The following is a 16186-nucleotide window of genomic DNA, read 5'->3' on the forward strand; positions in this document are numbered from 1 at the left end:
CAGGATACGAACGCCGTCCCCTCGCACGGTACTTCAAGAACCTCGCGCCCCGGCGCGGTGGTGGACAGTCGTGAACGCTAATGTGATCCCCACGCCCCTATAGCCCAATTGGCAGAGGCAGCGGACTTAAAATCCGCACAGTGTGGGTTCGAGTCCCACTGGGGGCACAGGTCCGGGGTCGTCCCCGATGCATCCGCTACCGCTCTCGCTATCCCCTACAGCAATTTGCCGTAGCGGATAGCGAATCTTGTAGCGGATGCACTGGTGGCGAACAGTTCGGCCGGCGACTATCCCGAGGGCAACCTCTGCTGCTCCTCGTGTCGTGACCGGTGCAGGACCTCCATGAGCTCGTGTTCGAGCGCCACGAACTCGCTCGACACGCACGTCTCCAGGGTTCGAGGTCGGGGCAGGTGCACACGCACCTCGTGCTGCACCCGCGTCGGTCGCGGACCGAGGACGACGACCCGATCGGACAGCAACACCGCCTCGCGGACGTCGTGCGTCACCATCAGCACCGTCCACCGATGCTGCTGCCACACCTGCTGCAACCACAGTTGCATCTCGGTGCGGGTCAGCGAATCGAGTGCGCCGAACGGCTCGTCGAGCAGGAGCACGTCGCGCCCCTGCAGCACCGTGCGTGCGAGCGACGCGCGTTGACGCATACCGCCCGACAGTTGGTGCGGGGCAGCGTCCTCGAAGCCGGCCAGGCCGAAGGTCGGCAGCAGTTCGCGGGCGCGGGCACGAGCGTCGGATCGCTGTACACCCTGCACCTCGAGCCCGAGTGTGCAGTTGTCGAGCACCGTCCGCCACGGGAACAGCAGGTCCTTCTGCGGCATCAGCGCGACCTGCCCGGGTGCCGCGGGGGAGTCGCCGACGAGAACCTCTCCGGTGTCGGGTTGCTCGAGTCCCGCGACGATCGAGAACAGCGTCGACTTGCCGCACCCACTCGGCCCGATGAGGGACACGAACTCGCCGGGCTCCACAGCACAGTCGATGCCGTCGATCACCGCCCGGTCGCCGTACGACTTGTGGACCGAGGCCACCGTCACCGCATTCATCTCTCACCCCTCGTGAGCGCCCACGGCGCGACCATCCGTTCGACGACGAACGTCAGCGCGTACAGCAGGAGTGACAGAGCAGCGGTCACCACTACGGCAGCGAGCACGAGATCGGTGCGGAACGAGTTCTTCTGCGTGCTCATGTAGATGCCCAGACCGGATGTCGCGCCGACGTATTCGGCGAACACCGCACCCACGACGGCGTAGGTGATGCCGATCCGCAGGGCGGTGAAGAAGCGGGGGAGCGCGGATGGCAGGCGCACGTAACGGAACTGCTGCCACCGCGACGCGCCCATACTGCGTAGCAACGCGCCCGCCTCCCGGTCGGCCGCCGCGAACCCTTCGAGCAGCCCGATCGCGACGGGGAAGAACGTCACCAGCGCGATGACGAGGATCTTCGGTAGCAGTCCGAAACCGAACCAGATGATCATCAACGGCGCGATCGCGATGATCGGCAGGGTCTGCGACACCACGAACAACGGCACGAGGGCCCGCCGCAACCAAGGCGAGAAGTCTACGACGATCGCGAGGGCCCACGCCAGTGCCAGCGACACGGCGAACCCGACCATCGTGACCTGCAGAGTGGACCAGGCGTGCCCGGCGATGTCGACGCGATGAGACCACCCCTGCGTGAGAACGCGTGCGGGGGAGGGCAACACCTGCGGGCGGACACCGCTCACCACGACGTACGACTGCCAGATCGCGACCAGAGCCCCGGCGATGAGCAGCGCGGGAAGGAGCCGACGTGCGCGGCCGATGCTATCGGTCTTCGAGGTAGTCATCGGTGACATAGGTCGACCAGTCCGGCTCGGTCGTCAACGGGCTGCCGTCGGGTCCGGACAGCACGCCGTTCTCGTACAGGAACCGGGCATAGCCCGACCATTTCCCGGCGTCGAGGACTCCGACGGCGCCGGAGGCGTCACGCATGTACTCGGCGGCGAGCATGCGCTGGCTCTCGTAGACGAGTTCCTCGTCGGGGAAGGCCCCGGGGTTCGCCTCGAGCAGAGCCCGGGCTCCACGATCGGGGTCGTCGGCGGCGATCCGGTAACCCTGGTGCAGCGCCTGCACGAAAGCGCGTGCCTGCTCCGGGTTCTCCGTCATCCAGTCCTCGTTGCCGTCGACGACGATCGCGTACGCGTCGGGGAAGCCGTAGTCGGTGAAGCCGAAGTACCGCATGGGCAGGCCGCGGTGCTCGGCCTCGAGACCCTCCCATGCCAGGTACGACACGGTGAAGTCGGCGGTCGACGAGTAGACGGCCTCGTACGACGACGTCCCGAGCGTCACGTTCTCGAACTCACCGCGACCACCGTCGTTGCGGATCACTTCGGCGAGCATCTCGTCCTCACCGGGGTTGGCGAAGCCCGCGAAGGTCTTGCCGTCGAGATCCGCCGGCCGCGTGATCTCGGCGTTGTCGGCCCGCACGGCGATCCCCGTCGCCCAGTGCTGCAGCGGTGCGAGGACCGCGACGGTCCGGGACCCGGCGGCTCTGGCGATGGTCGATGTGGCGTGCGTGGAGATTCCGAACTCGGCGCTACCCGCGTCGACGAGGGTGTCGGGGGTCGCGTTGTTGTACGGCAGGATCTCGACGTCGAGACCCGCATCGGCGAACAGACCTTCCTGCTGCGCCACGTACAGGCCGGTGTGATTGGTGTTGGGCGTCCAGTCCAACGCGAATCGGATGGTGTCGCTCCCGGAATCGGACGAGCACCCGACGACCGCGGAGAGTGCGGCGACGAGGGTGAGCAGTCCGGCGAGAGTCCGCCGCGCCTTCACTGCGCGGGCAGGGGACGGATCGATGTGGGTACAGGCGTGGTCATGTCGGGACATCCCTTCGTCAGCATTACCTGGTCAGGTTCGACGGGTGTGATCTCAGCCCCGCTCGTGCGGAGCACCCCGTGTCACGGGCGACCCTAGCACCATGCCCTCCTGGGGCCGCCGGGACGGGAGCAGAACGGAAGATGTGACCCGAAGTTACGGAAATGCCCAGGTCAGGATGTCACCCTCACATTTCACCCGCAACGGAAGGATCGAAGATCCCGACTCTTCGAGTGATGGTCCCTGCCACTTCCCCCGAACGGCAGGGACCGTCGCTCTGCGCATGTCTCTCCCTTGCGCGGACGATGAAGGGCCGTCGGTGAACTCCGACGGGTCCGTTCTTCTGTTGTTTCCGTAGACCCGACTCCCGCAACGGTGTTCAATACGCACGAACCGATCGGGGGATGGGATGCGCGCAATGATGGGCGCCGCGATGGCTGCGGCGGTGATGGGAAGTGTCCTGACGGCATCGGTGGTGTCGGCGGAGACGAGCGGACGCACCGAAATGCCGTATGACTCGTCGGCGCCGCTGGCCGGCGAGGTGCTCGGGTCCGTAGTGTCGATACCCGCGCCGCTGCCGGCGGAAGCGGGACTGCGACCCGCCGCGTGCGACCGGTTGTCGTATCTGCGGTGGCGGTCGGCCGACGGACCGGAGAGTTCGGCCGACGCCGACCGGATCCTCGTCGCCCAGCCCGGGATCTTCGAGGGAGCGGGCGCGTTCGAGAGCATCGCGCGCAACACCGTCGTCGCGGCCGCGGCCCGTGGTGCCCACGTCGAGTTCTGGGCACTCGACCGGCGATCGAACTGCCTCGAGGACCACACCGGTACCCGGGCGGCACTGCGGACGGGTTCGCTCGACACCGCGACCGACTACTACTTCCGCGGTGCCGAAGTGGACGGGCGACGATTCGCCGGCCACGCGAGCGGCGCCGACGTCGCGTGGCTCTCGCATGTCGGCATCGAGCAGACGCTGCGCGACCAGTACGACCTGCTGCGTCACGAACTCTCCGACCCGGAACTGCGGAAACGGAAAGTGTTGTGCGGCGGACATTCTCTCGGTGGTTTCATCACCGGCTACTTCGCGGAATGGGACTTCGACGGAGATCCCGCCACCACGGGCGACGCCGGTTACAACCAGTGCGGCGGGTACTTTGCGCTCGATACGGTGATCGAGGCGGGAGCGCCCTCCCCCGGGCAGAGTGCCCTCCCGGATCTGCCCGAAGCGGTCTGGGCGCCAGTCGATGCGTTCTTCGGCTCCATCTCGACGGCATCGCCGGTGCTGGCACTTCCCACGGTCATCAATCCCGAGACGACGAATCTGCTCGCACTCACCGGACTCGCCGCGCGACTGGACCCGGACAGCACCGACGGCATTGTCCCGCGCATGCCCGACAACCCGAACATCGACTGGACGTTGCGCACTCTGTTGTCGGGGGACTACGCGATGTTCGCGACGGGCGACCCGGATGTGCGGACGTTGAACGCGACCAACGAGGCGGTGCTCGGCGCGATCCTCGACGACAATTCGCAACCGCTGGGGTTCCTGCAGGTGAGCGTCGGATTCATTACCGGGGCGCCCGTGCGCGACAAGCTGTTTCCTGTTCCCGCCACGCCGGAGGTGCTCGGGTCGGGATTCTTCGGCGATGCGCTCAAGGCGTCGCCGGCGGTGTTCGCGGATCCGGGAGTCGTCTACCGGTGGCTCGACTACGACGAGGTGGGCACTGGGGCGTCGTCACCCGACGAGGCGCGGTACACCGATCGGGGGAGCGAGGTGACGTCGATCGCGGAGCTGGCGCGGAATCTGTCGGAGCCACCACTGGATTTCACCGAGTGGTACTTCCCGTCGAGGCTTCCGTTCGACCTCGTATCGGCGACCCGCTTCGAAGGGCATCTCCACCGCGACGGTGTCGCGCGCAATCCTGTGGTGACGCTGGTGGCGAGCGGCGGGATCCCGTTGCCGGAGAAGGATCATCCGAACGAACGCAGGTGGGTGCTGCCCGGATACAAGCACATCGATGTACTCACTGCGGCCGCCGATCAGAACGACGGGCGGCCCGAGCAGGTATCGCAGACGCTCGCCGACTTCGCAGCCGACCGAGTCGGTAGCTTCACAGTCGGGTGATGCGGATCAGGCGCCGCGCGCGGAGAAGATCGAGGTGTAGTCGTGGGGACCGCCCACTTCGGCGACAGCGGTGACGGGTTCGGTCTCGGCGTCGGTCTCCGGAGTGGTGGGCGCGAGGAAGAGGGGTCCGTCGAATTCTTTGTTCTGGCTCATGGCCGTCCTTTCGGGTGCGGCCGGGTAGTCCCCGGCCGTGGGGCAGTGCGAAGAAGAGGGGCCGCGGTACACGCGGCGGGGAACTCTCACGTCCGGTTCGGAACCTTCGGGCACTGTGGTGCGAGGTTGCTCATCATGTGCGAGCCGAACGATGTCTCCACCCTACACCAGAAGGTTCGCGCGACGTTTGACCGGCGAGTCGCGTGGGAAGACACTCGGCATGGCTACCTACAGAGTGATCGACCCGACCGGGAACGTCGTGGATACCAAGGAAATCGAGAGCGCGGACGACGCGCACGCCTGGTTCGTCGACCAGCGCGCCGACAACAGCGAACTCGGCTGGCGTATGGAGGCGCAGAACGAGCAGGACGGTACCTGGCACTTCTTCGACGACACCGAAGGCACCTCCTCGAAGTAGTCCCGGCAGCACCCCGTGAGAGCGGGGTGCTGCACGCACCGACACAGCGCGGTGCGTGCAGCACCTCAACAGCGCGGTGCCGAGCACCTCAACAGCGCGGTGCCGAGCACCTCAACAGCGCGGTGCCGGTAGTCGTAACTACCGGCACCGCGCAGTTCAAGGGCTACTTCTTGAAAGCGTCCTTGACGTTCTCGACGGCATCCGAGACCTTGTCGCCTGCCTGCTTCAGACCGCTGGAGGCCTGGTCACCGCGACCCTCGGCTTCGAGATCACGATCGCCGGTCGCCTGACCGGTGTTCTCCTTGATCTTGCCGCCCGCTTCTTCTGCCTTGTGCTTTGCCTTATCGACGAAGTCGGCCATGGGGTCCTCCTGTGTCATCGAACGTTGCTCTGACGGAGTACCCCACCCGAACAGCCTGAAACCGAACACGACCGGCTCGTCCGTGTCAGACTTCGACACAGACAGCCAGGAGGAGACCGATGTCGCATCCCACCAACTCCGGTCCCGAGAACGACGACCCGATCGGGGACGCGCCCGACGCCGATCCCGAACTCGTCCGCGACGGGCCGGTGCAGCGCCGGCGTTCGGCGGGTGCGGTGATCGCAGCCGTCGCGGTGGTCGTCGTGATCGTCGTGCTGCTCGTAGTTTTCCTCTGAACAGAGCCGTTCACCGAGCAACGCGGGGTTCACAACCAGTCGCGGCGCTTGAAGAGCACGTAGAGCACGATCGCCGACACGACCATGATCCCGACCCCACTCATCAGTCCCCAGGCCTCGCCTACCCCGGGATAGGGCACGTTCATGCCGTACCAACCGGTGACGGCCGTGGGGACGGCGATGATCGCGGCCCATCCCGTCAGTTTCTTCATGACGATGTTCAGGCGCGCGTCCTGCAGCGACAGGTTCGTCTCGAAGACGGTGTTCACCATCTCGCGCAGTGAATCGGTCCACTCCGCAGCACGCATCACGTGGTCGTAGAGGTCGTTGTAGGAACTGTCGAGTTCGGGGTGGTGGTTGCTCTCGGCGCGGGTCCGCAGGACGGCATTGACGACCTCGCGCATCGGCAGCACAACCCGCCGGAGCTGCACGAGTTCCTTGCGGAGCCGGTAGACGCGTCGCTGGATCTGCCGGGTGGAGGCGCCGTCCTCGAAGAGGCAGTCCTCGAGGTCCTCGGCGGCGTCGTCGAGTTCCTGGATGGTCTCGAACTGCCCGTCGACGACCGTGTCGAGCAGGCCGTGGATCAGCGCACCCGGTCCGTACTGCAGCAGGTCGGTGTTCTCGTCCCACCTGCGCACCGCCTCGTCGATGTCGAAGGGAGTGCCGCGGCGAACGGTGACGACGCCGCGGGGCAGGACGAAGGCGGAGATCCGGGTGGTGCGGAGCCGGGACTCGTGCGCCTGATTCTCGTCCTCGGAATCCGGAAACAGGTGTGTCGCGTAGACCGTGAGGAAGGTATGGGTGGCGTAGCGGGTGGCCTTCGTGCGCTCGCCGTGTGCGAGCGAATCCTCGACGGCGTGCGGGTCGAGGTTCCATTCCTCGGCGAGTTCGAGCAGAGCCGTGTGCTCGGGATTCCACAGATCCACCCAGACGAGGGCCTCGGGATCGGCGAGATGCTCCGAGACGGCTGAGAGCGGGAAACCTTCGTCGACGAGTTTCCCGTGGGCCCACCGCCGGGTCCGGATGGAGTTGTCGTATCGGTCCGTCACCTCGGCAGTGTCCCCGAAATCGGCGGGCTTCACACCACGTTCCCGTCACGACCGGGCTCACACGACAGGACGATGCTCGGTGTCCACCAATCGCAGCACCTCGTCGACGAACCCGAGGTCGATCCGTGGCCGATCGTCAGGCCGCAGACCCTGTTCGATCCGTACCCGCATCGAGGTGAGCGTGGCGATCACGTGTGGCCCGCCGTCGGTCAGATAGCGCACCATTCCGCGCGCCGCGCACGCGTCGACCACGACGGCCAGGGTCTCCTCGGCCTCCTCGATGCGTCCGGCCGCGTGCAGGCAGGAGGCGAGCAGACGGTGGGCCTGCAGGTGGGCGCGGGGACGCGAGGTGGTGCGCTGTACCCACATCCGCGCCCATCCGACGGCCTGTTCCGCCGCCTCGGGCTCCTCGTTCTCGCTGAGCAGCCGGATCGCGGTGGAGTCCTCGATCTGGAGGGTGATCTCGACGGTTCCGTCGGGGTGGGGTGTGGTGTTCTCCGGCATCGTGCGTGTCGAGGGGCCTGGAGTGGCGATTCCGAGCCGGACCCGTTCGTTCTCGATGCGTGCCCGCAGGCGCGGCAGGTCGTGCAGCGCCGCGACCCGCAGTCCTTCGGTGAGCAGGGCGACGGCTTCCTCCCGGTTGCCCTGCAACATCTTCAGGCGCGCAGCGGTACCGAAGCGAGCGATGAGGAAATCCGTTCCACCGCCTTCTATTCCGAGCAGGTTGCTCTCGTCGAGCAGTGCTTCGGCCTCGGCGGTCCGTCCCTGTTCGTAGAGCAGCTCTCCGAGCATGGCAGCGGCGAGACGCCCTCCGTGGGTGTGGATTCCGCCGTTTCGTCGCGCTCGGCGCAGCGCTGTGCGGAAGTACTTCTCGGCCGAGGCGACGTCGAGTCGTTCGTTCGCGGCGATGCCGCACAGGCACTGACCGTAGATCGACGCGAACGGTCCGCGGGTCTCGCGGTGGTAGGGCTCCGCCCATTCCTGCCGCCGGATCGCTGAGGTGAAGTCGAAGCGGAAGATGTCGGCGTACGAGGCGAAGTCGGCTGCGGCCGCCACCACCCACGGGTGCACGGAGGTCGGATTCTCCAGGCACGGCGCGATGAGTTCGTAGATGCCGTCGATGCGGTCGGAGTTCATCAGGATCGACGCCTCGACGGCATCCGCCTCGATGCGGAGTGCTTCGACGTCGTAGCTGTCCGTCACCCCACGGTCGAGCAATTCCCGTACTGCCGCGAGGGTTCTGCGGCATCGGTCCAACCGCAGCAGCGCACTGTTCGCCCAGGCCTGCGTGAGCAGCAGGCGCGGATCGTTTGCGACGGCCCGCGGCGGCAGTTTGTCGATCAGGGCGAGCAGCGTGGCGATGTGCCCGTGCTCCATCAGGTACATGCCGTCGTCGGCGAGCAGGTCGACGGCGAAGTCGGTGTCGTTGGCGGCGAGGGCGTGGTCGACGGCCTCCTGCAGCATGCGGTTGCGGGCGAACCAGTCGGCGGCGGTGCGATTCAGGTCCGCGACCTTCTCGGGATGGTCGCGTTCGAGACGTCGACGCAGGAAGTCGAGGAACAGGTGGTGATAGCGGAACCACACGCGTTCGTCGTCGACGTGCCGCAGGAACAGGTCGCGTTCCTCCGCCTCCTCGAGCATCGCCTGGCTGCGCGGATCGCCCGTGAGCGCCGCGGCGAGGCTGCCGCTGATCGATTCGGTGATGCTCGTCGCGAGGAGGAATTCGTACATCCGGGGTTCGAGACCGGCCAGCACGTTGTCGGCGAGGAACTCACCGATCGCGTGGTGCCGACCGGTGATGTTCTCGATGAGCCACGACGGATCGTCGCTGTCGCGCAACGACAACGACGCGAGCTGCAGGGCTGCGGCCCAGCCCTCCGTGGTGCGGGTGAGATCCTCCACGTCCTCGGGGCCGAGGTCTATCCCGCCGATGTCGCGCAAGAAGGCGTTCGATTCGTCCACCCCGAACCGCAATGCCGTCGAATCGACCTCGACCAGCTCGTCGCGAACACGCATGCGGCTGAGCGGAAGTCCGGATCGGTTGCGGCTCGTCACCACGAGCTGCAGGTGATGGCATCCGCGGTCGAGCAGGAACTCGAGGGCAGCGACGGTCTCCGTCGACGTGACGCGGTGCCAGTCGTCGATCACCAGCGTCGCCGCGGTGTCGGTGCGGTGCAACTCGTCGATGAGCGTGCACAGTACGTACCGTTCGGCCTCGTCGCCGTGCGCGTCGAGGATCTGGCCCAGTTCGCGCGCGAGGACCGGCCGGATCTGCTTCATGGCCTCGACGAGGTGCGCGAGGAACCACAGGACGTTGTTGTCGTCGCTGTCCACCGTCAACCACGCGACCGGCACTCCCTCGGCGGCGAGTACGTTGCGCCACTGCGTCGCGAGGGTGGACTTACCGAAGCCGGTGGGGGCGTGGATGGCGACGAGACGGCGTCGTCCGCCTGCCCGCAGGAACGAGATCAGACGGCTGCGTTCGATCAGAGGACGTGAGGTCGAGGGCGGCCGGAACCTGGTCGACGGTGCGGTGGACGGACCGGTGCGTCCCGAGACCGTGGACGACCGGCCGGAGACCGTCGAGGCCGGTCCGGTGAGCGGTGGCGCCGAACGCGGCGGGAGCGGGCCGGACGGCGGTGACCCGGGCAGCGCCATCTCGTCGATGGGCAGGTTGTGGGCGCGCTGGACGTCGCGGAGCAGATCGCCGAACTCGGCGGCCGTCTGCGGCCGGTCCTCGGCATCGGTCGCCATGCCGCGCTCGAGGGCCTCGCACACGTCGTCGGGGATGCCCTCGCCGCGCAGGTCGGGGACGGGCTCGGAGGTGATGCGCACGAACTGCGCGACGATCTTCTCGCCCTCCTTCCGCTCGAAGGCGGCGTGACCGGTGATCGCCGCGAACAGGGTCGCGGAGAGGCCGTAGACGTCGGCGGCCGGAGTCGGGGCATGACCGCGCAGCACCTCCGGTGCCGTGAACGCGGGGGAACCGGTGATCTCACCGGCAGTGGTGCGGAAGCCGCCGCCGACGCGGGCGATACCGAAATCCGTCAGCTGCGGTTCGCCGTACTCGGTGAGCAGGATGTTGCCGGGCTTGATGTCGCGGTGCAGGACGTCGGAACGATGCGCCGTCTCGAGTGCACCGGCGACCTTCACTCCGATCCGGACCGCCTCCGGCCAGGCGATCGGTCCGTGCCGCCGGATGCGGGTGTCGAGAGAGTCGTGCGGGTGATAGTGCATCACCAGATAGGGCAGGCCCGTGTCCGTCGCGCCGGCCTGCAGCACGGTGACGATGTTGGGGTGGCCGGAGAGCCGCCCCATCGCGCGTTGCTCGCGTAGGAAGCGTTCGAGATCGGCGGGTTCGGGGGAGCGGCGCAGCACTTTCACCGCGACGTCGCGGTCGAGTTCGGCCTGCCGGCAGCGGTAGACCACACCGAAGCCGCCGCGGCCGATCTCCACGGCGTCGGTGAAACCGGCATCGTGCAGCGCGCGCACGATGTCCGTCTCTGCGACGTCGACAATCGGCGCGCGCTCAGTGGCGGCCGGATCGTTCTCGGTCATCGGCGCAATCACCTCGGGAAGCCGTTTCCCCAGGATAGTCTCGAAATGTGCACGCCCGCCGCAGATCGTGCGTCGCCCCTGTTCTAACGTGGTCCGGCCGGACCACGGTGCCTCACCGGGAACGGACGAAACGACACTGCGACCAGAAGTGGGACATAGATGAAGAAGACTCTCGCGGCGCTGTTCGGTGCAGGTGTGGTCCTGCTTGCGGCGGCGTGTGGATCCTCGGACGGATCCGACTCGGCCGAGGAGACCACCACCACCACGAGCACCTCGGCTTCGGCGGAGGCCGGCACCTCGGGCACCAGCGTCGAACTCGGTAAGAGCTACGAGGAGAACTGCGAGGCTCTGCTGCCCTACCTCGACGAGCTCGAGGAGTGGGGCCAGGACCGCGTGGCAGCGGCCCAGGCCGTCGCCGACGCCCAGCAGCAGCTCCCGGCCTGGCAGGATCTCAGCGAAGAGGAGCAGGCCGACACCCTGCGTGCCATCGAGAACGCCGGAAAGGGCGAGTGCTGACGGTCGAGTGGTGATCGACGAGTTGTACGACAGGTTGAGGCGCTTCCCGGATGTGGAAGCGCCCAACCTGTTCGCCGTCGACGGGGCCGATCGCCTGCTCCTCGACGAAGCCGCGCCCGCACTGGAATCCGCAGCGCCGGGCACGATCGTGGTCGTCGACGACCAGTACGGCGCCCTGACCCTGGGTGCGGCCGTCCGGTTCGGCGCGGAGCGGATCCGGGTGCATCAGGACTCGGTGGTGGCCGAACGCGCCTTGGCTGCGAACGCCGAGCGTGAGGATCTCACCGACCGCTACCGTTCCTGCGGACTCGACGCGGACCTGCTCGCCGGTGCCCGAGTGGTACTGCTGCGTCTTCCCCGTTCGCTGTCGGCGCTCACCGAGATCGCCGAGATCGTGGCCCGCCACGCCGACCCCGAGGTCGTCGTGTTCGCCGGTGGCCGCGACAAGCACATCAGCCTTGCGATGAACGACGTCCTCGCTGCGTCCTTCGCAGAGGTCCGCGCGTCGCGGGGACGGCAGAAGTCGCGTGTGCTCACCGCGCGCCGAGCAACGCCCGGACCGGCCTCGTATCCCGTCCGTGAGAGGCTCGACGAACTCGGCCTCACCGTGGTCGCGCACGGGGCCGCCTTCGCCGGCCCGCGCCTCGACATCGGTACCCGTTTCCTCCTCGACTTCTTCCCCCGTCTCGACTTCCCCCGTAACGACACGGACGAGCAGATCGCGGTGGACCTCGGCTGCGGCACCGGCATCCTCGCCGCGATGCTCGCCCGGCAACTGCCCGACGTTCGCGTGATCGCGACCGATCACTCCGCCGCCGCCGTCGCCTCCGCCGCGGAGACGGCCGCCGCGAACGGGCTCGCCGACCGGATCGACACGCTCCGCGACGACGCCGCGAGTTCGATCGCCGCCGGGTCGGTCGACCTCGTGGTGTGTAATCCGCCCTTCCACATCGGCGCCGCCGTGCACACCGGCGCGGCCCACAAGATGTTCGACGCCGCAGCCCGGATCCTCCGCTCGGGAGGACAGATGTGGACGGTCTACAACCGTCACCTCGACTACCGCCCCGCGCTGTCGGGCATCGTCGGGCCGACCCGCGTCGAGGGCCGCAACCGCAAGTTCACGGTGACCAGGTCGGTACGGAGCCGGTAGAGTCCGATTAGTCCGAGCTTTCTCGACGAAACGGGAACTCGTGAGGTCACTGCCTCGTTGAACGGACAGAAGCGACCACGAGAAGGGAAGTGCACGGTGCGCACCACCAGTAACCCGGTGTTCCGCAACCTGCCCAAGCAAGAGGGCGGCGGATACGCCACGTTCGGCTCTGCGACGGCGGGCGCCGCGCAGGCCACCCAGCAATTCGGTCAGCCGCAGACGGATCCGTGGGCACGTCCCACCGACCAGCGGACCATGACGATCGACGATGTCGTCACCAAGACCGGCATCACGCTCGGCGTGCTCGCCGTCTCGGCACTCATCTCCTATGTCCTGGTCAACTCCAACGTCGGCCTGGCAGCTCCGTTCGTCATCGGCGGCGGTCTGATCGGCCTCGTCCTGGTGCTGGTCGCGACGTTCGGCCGCAAGATGGACAACCCGGCGATCGTCCTCGCCTACGCGGTGGCGGAAGGCTTCTTCCTCGGCGCGCTGTCGTTCATGTTCACCGACATCACGTTCGGTGGCGCCGGCGGCGCGACCCTGATCGCGCAGGCCGTCCTCGGCACCTTCGGCGTGTTCTTCGGCATGCTCGTCGTGTACCGCACCGGCGCCATCCGCGTCACGCCGCGCCTGACCCGCATGATCGTCGGCGCCCTCGTCGGTGTCCTGGTCCTGGCGCTGGGCAACCTCATCGCCGGCTTCTTCATCGACGGTGGCCTGGGCCTGCGCGACGGCGGCCCGATCGCCATCATCTTCAGCCTCGTGTGCATCGGCATCGCGGCGTTCAGCTTCCTGCTGGACTTCGACTCCGCCGATCAGCTGATCCGCGCACAGGCCCCCGAGAAGGCTGCTTGGGGCGTCGCCCTCGGCCTGACCGTTACCCTGGTGTGGCTGTACGTCGAGATCCTGCGACTGCTCAGCTACTTCCAGAACGACTAGCAGTACGCCACGAAGACCCCGGACCACGGTCCGGGGTCTTCGTCGTTTCGCAGGGGTCGTTTCGCAGAGGTCGTTTCCCAGGGGGGTGTTTTCCCGGGGGGTGTACACCGTCACCCTGCCGGAAAGCCACGACGTGGGAACATGGAGTCATGCGCATTGCGGATTCCGTCATCGACCTCATCGGAAACACCCCCCTCGTCAAGCTCAACACGGTGGTGAAACCCGGATCGGGGCTCGTAGCGGCGAAGATCGAATACCTCAATCCCGGCGGCAGCTCCAAGGACCGTATCGCGGTGAAGATGATCGATGCGGCCGAAGCGTCGGGCGAACTGAAGCCGGGCGGGACGATCGTCGAGCCCACCTCCGGCAACACCGGCATCGGCCTGGCCCTGGTCGCGCAGCAGCGCGGCTACAAGTGCGTGTTCGTGTGCCCCGACAAGGTCGGCGAGGACAAGCGCAACGTGCTGCGGGCCTACGGTGCCGAGGTGGTCGTGTGCCCGACCGCGGTCCCGCCGGAGCACCCCGACAGCTACTACAGCGTCTCCGACCGTCTCGCCCGTGAGCTCCCCGGTGGCTGGAAGCCCAACCAGTACTCCAACCCGGGGGGCCCGGCGAGCCACTACGAGACCACCGGCCCGGAGATCTGGAACGACACCGACGGCAAGATCACGCACTTCGTTGCTGGCGTCGGCACCGGCGGCACCATCTCGGGTACCGGCCGGTACCTCAAGGAGGTCTCCAACGGTGCGGTGAAGGTCGTCGGCGTCGACCCCGAGGGCTCGGTGTACTCGGGCGGCACCGGCCGGCCGTACCTCGTCGAAGGTGTCGGTGAGGACTTCTGGCCCTCGGCCTACGACCCGTCGATCCCCGACGAGATCATCGCCGTCTCCGACGCCGACTCGTTCGAGATGACCCGTCGCCTCGCCCGCGAGGAAGGCCTGCTCGTCGGTGGCTCCTGCGGCATGGCCGTCGTCGCCGCACTGCAGGTTGCCGAGCGCGAGGGCCCCGACGCGGTCGTTGTCGTGCTGCTGCCCGACGGTGGTCGCGGCTACATGTCGAAGATCTTCAACGACAAGTGGATGGCCAGCTACGGCTTCCTCCGCGCGCCGCTCGACGGCAAGCCCGACGACTCCACCGTCGGCGACGTGCTGCGCGGCAAGAGCGGCGACCTGCCCGACCTCGTGCACACCCACCCGTCCGAGACGGTGCGCGACGCCATCGAGATCCTTCGGGAGTACGGCGTCTCGCAGATGCCGGTCGTGGGTGCCGAACCGCCCGTCACCGCAGGTGAGGTGGCTGGTTCGGTCAGCGAGCGCGAACTGCTCAGCGCCGTCTTCGAAGGTCGCGCGAATCTCGCCGATCCGGTCGAGAAGCACATGAGCCCGCCGCTGCCGAACATCGGCGTGGGCGAGTCGATCGACTCCGCCACGAAGGCGTTCGGCGATACCGACGCGCTCATGGTGATCGACGACGGCAAGCCCGTCGGTGTCATCACCCGCCACGACCTGCTCGGATTCATCTCTCAAGGCCGATAGGACACAGATCTTCATGACAGACCAGAACCAGCACGGTTTCGCGACCCGCGCCATCCACGCCGGGTACGAGCCCGACCCCCAGACCGGTGCCGTCAACGTGCCGATCTACGCGTCGTCGACCTTCGCCCAGGACGGCGTCGGCGAGATGCGCAACGGCTTCGAGTACGCCCGCACCGGCAACCCCACCCGTCGTCCCCTCGAGGCGAACCTCGCCGCGCTCGAGAACGGCACCTACGGCCGGGCGTTCGGCTCGGGCATGGCCGCTACCGACTGCCTGCTCCGTTCGGTGCTGCGTCCGGGCGACCACCTCGTCATCCCCAACGACGCGTACGGCGGCACCTTCCGTCTCATCGACAAGGTGTTCACGCAGTGGGGGATCGAGTACACCCCGGCCGCGATCAACGACGCCGACGAGGTGCGCGCGGCCGTGCGCCCGAACACCAAGCTCGTGTGGGTGGAGACGCCCACCAACCCGCTGCTCAACATCGGCGACATCTCGGCGCTCGCCGACATCGCGCACGAGGGTGGTGCCAAGCTCGTCGTCGACAACACCTTCGCGTCGCCGTACCTGCAGCAGCCGCTCACCTTCGGTGCCGACGTCGTGCTGCATTCGACCACCAAGTACATCGGTGGTCACTCCGACGTCGTCGGTGGCGCGCTGGTGACGAACGACGAGGAGCTCGACGCCGCCTTCGCGTTCCTGCAGAACGGTGCGGGCGCCGTGCCGGGCCCGTTCGACGCCTTCCTCACGCTGCGCGGCATCAAGACGCTCGCGGTGCGGATGGAGAAGCACTCCGACAACGCCGAGAAGCTCGTCGACTTCCTGTCGGGACATTCCGCCGTGACCAAGGTGCTGTACCCGGGTCTCGAATCGCATCCGGGCCACGAGTACGCGGCCAAGCAGATGCGTCGCTTCGGTGGCATGATTTCCGTGCGCCTCGCCGGTGGCCGCCAGGCCGCGCTGGACTTCTGCAAGCGCACCGAGATCTTCACCCTCGCCGAGTCGCTCGGTGGTGTGGAGTCGCTCATCGAGCATCCGGGTGCGATGACCCACGCCTCCACCGCCGGGTCGCTGCTCGAGGTCCCCGAGGATCTCGTCCGGCTGTCGGTGGGTATCGAGGATGCCGCCGACCTGCTCGCCGACGTCGAACAGGCGCTCGGCTGACACACCGGTCGTAGAAGACAGGAGAAGAAGGCGTCCCGAAGGACGCCTTCT

At 67.4% G+C, this 16186-nt stretch carries 15 protein-coding genes, 1 tRNA gene and 1 riboswitch; of the genes, 9 read left to right on the plus strand and 7 right to left on the minus strand.

The window, feature by feature from the left end; translation table 11 throughout:
• Nucleotides 1–93: 93 nt before the first annotated feature.
• Nucleotides 94–167: transfer RNA gene (locus BO226_RS01925), tRNA-Leu, on the plus strand.
• A gap of 120 nt (nt 168–287) precedes the next feature.
• Here BO226_RS01925 and BO226_RS01930 read toward each other — a convergent pair.
• From BO226_RS01930 to BO226_RS01940, 3 genes are all read right to left on the minus strand, one after another.
• Nucleotides 288–1058: an ABC transporter ATP-binding protein gene (locus BO226_RS01930; protein ID WP_006553864.1), complete on the minus strand. Its 771-nt coding sequence runs from the start codon at nt 1056–1058 to the stop codon at nt 288–290.
• On the minus strand, nt 1055–1840 hold the full coding sequence (locus BO226_RS01935; protein ID WP_019288745.1) for an ABC transporter permease: 786 nt from the start codon (nt 1838–1840) through the stop codon (nt 1055–1057). Before BO226_RS01935 ends, BO226_RS01930 begins: the two co-directional genes overlap by 4 nt.
• Nucleotides 1818–2885, minus strand: coding sequence for an ABC transporter substrate-binding protein (locus BO226_RS01940; RefSeq protein ID WP_259443599.1), 1068 nt, complete (start codon nt 2883–2885; stop codon nt 1818–1820). Before BO226_RS01940 ends, BO226_RS01935 begins: the two co-directional genes overlap by 23 nt.
• A riboswitch (TPP riboswitch) is annotated at nt 2868–2964 on the minus strand. It overlaps the preceding gene by 18 nt.
• Before the next feature lie 318 nt (nt 2965–3282).
• Between BO226_RS01940 and BO226_RS01945 the strand changes: the two genes are divergently transcribed.
• The gene (locus BO226_RS01945) at nt 3283–4995 is read left to right on the plus strand and encodes a hypothetical protein (RefSeq protein WP_232238031.1); all 1713 of its coding nucleotides are present in this window, start codon (nt 3283–3285) and stop codon (nt 4993–4995) included.
• A gap of 6 nt (nt 4996–5001) precedes the next feature.
• Here BO226_RS01945 and BO226_RS27575 read toward each other — a convergent pair whose 3' ends face one another.
• Entirely contained in the window at nt 5002–5148 is a 147-nt protein-coding gene (locus BO226_RS27575) for a hypothetical protein (RefSeq protein WP_162836409.1), read from the minus strand.
• A 220-nt stretch (nt 5149–5368) separates the two neighbouring features.
• Between BO226_RS27575 and BO226_RS01950 the strand changes: the two genes are divergently transcribed.
• Nucleotides 5369–5566, plus strand: a complete 198-nt coding sequence (locus tag BO226_RS01950; RefSeq protein ID WP_006553868.1) for a hypothetical protein — start codon at nt 5369–5371, stop codon at nt 5564–5566.
• Nucleotides 5567–5729: 163 nt separating this feature from the next.
• On the opposite strand, the gene BO226_RS01955 is transcribed toward BO226_RS01950, so the two are convergent.
• Entirely contained in the window at nt 5730–5927 is a 198-nt protein-coding gene (locus BO226_RS01955; protein ID WP_019288742.1) for a CsbD family protein, read from the minus strand.
• Between the two features lie 119 nt (nt 5928–6046).
• Between BO226_RS01955 and BO226_RS27580 the strand changes: the two genes are divergently transcribed.
• Nucleotides 6047–6223 (plus strand): hypothetical protein, encoded by a 177-nt coding sequence (locus BO226_RS27580; RefSeq protein ID WP_170318559.1) that lies wholly within the window; start codon nt 6047–6049, stop codon nt 6221–6223.
• Between the two features lie 29 nt (nt 6224–6252).
• Here the strand turns inward: BO226_RS27580 and BO226_RS01960 are convergent, their stop codons facing one another.
• Entirely contained in the window at nt 6253–7272 is a 1020-nt protein-coding gene (locus tag BO226_RS01960; RefSeq protein ID WP_037216292.1) for a magnesium transporter CorA family protein, read from the minus strand.
• A 57-nt stretch (nt 7273–7329) separates the two neighbouring features.
• Nucleotides 7330–10830 (minus strand): serine/threonine-protein kinase, encoded by a 3501-nt coding sequence (locus tag BO226_RS01965; protein WP_071934509.1) that lies wholly within the window; start codon nt 10828–10830, stop codon nt 7330–7332.
• 159 nt (nt 10831–10989) lie between these two features.
• On the opposite strand from BO226_RS01965, the gene BO226_RS01970 reads away from it, so the two are divergent.
• The 5 genes from BO226_RS01970 (at nt 10990) to BO226_RS01990 (ending at nt 16135) form a co-directional block, all read left to right on the plus strand.
• A complete protein-coding gene (locus tag BO226_RS01970; protein WP_006553871.1) occupies nt 10990–11346 on the plus strand; it encodes a hypothetical protein in 357 nt (118 codons plus the stop codon).
• 7 nt (nt 11347–11353) lie between these two features.
• Nucleotides 11354–12496, plus strand: a complete 1143-nt coding sequence (locus BO226_RS01975; RefSeq protein ID WP_071934510.1) for a class I SAM-dependent methyltransferase — start codon at nt 11354–11356, stop codon at nt 12494–12496.
• Nucleotides 12497–12592: 96 nt separating this feature from the next.
• Nucleotides 12593–13435, plus strand: a complete 843-nt coding sequence (locus BO226_RS01980; protein WP_071934511.1) for a Bax inhibitor-1/YccA family protein — start codon at nt 12593–12595, stop codon at nt 13433–13435.
• Between the two features lie 149 nt (nt 13436–13584).
• A complete protein-coding gene (locus tag BO226_RS01985) occupies nt 13585–14970 on the plus strand; it encodes a cystathionine beta-synthase (protein ID WP_006553874.1) in 1386 nt (461 codons plus the stop codon).
• Nucleotides 14971–14983: 13 nt separating this feature from the next.
• Nucleotides 14984–16135, plus strand: coding sequence for a cystathionine gamma-synthase (locus tag BO226_RS01990; RefSeq protein ID WP_019288736.1), 1152 nt, complete (start codon nt 14984–14986; stop codon nt 16133–16135).
• Nucleotides 16136–16186: the final 51 nt, after the last annotated feature.

Source organism: Rhodococcus sp. 2G, assembly GCF_001886355.1.
In the GTDB taxonomy this organism is placed as follows: Bacteria; Actinomycetota; Actinomycetes; order Mycobacteriales; family Mycobacteriaceae; genus Rhodococcus; species Rhodococcus pyridinivorans.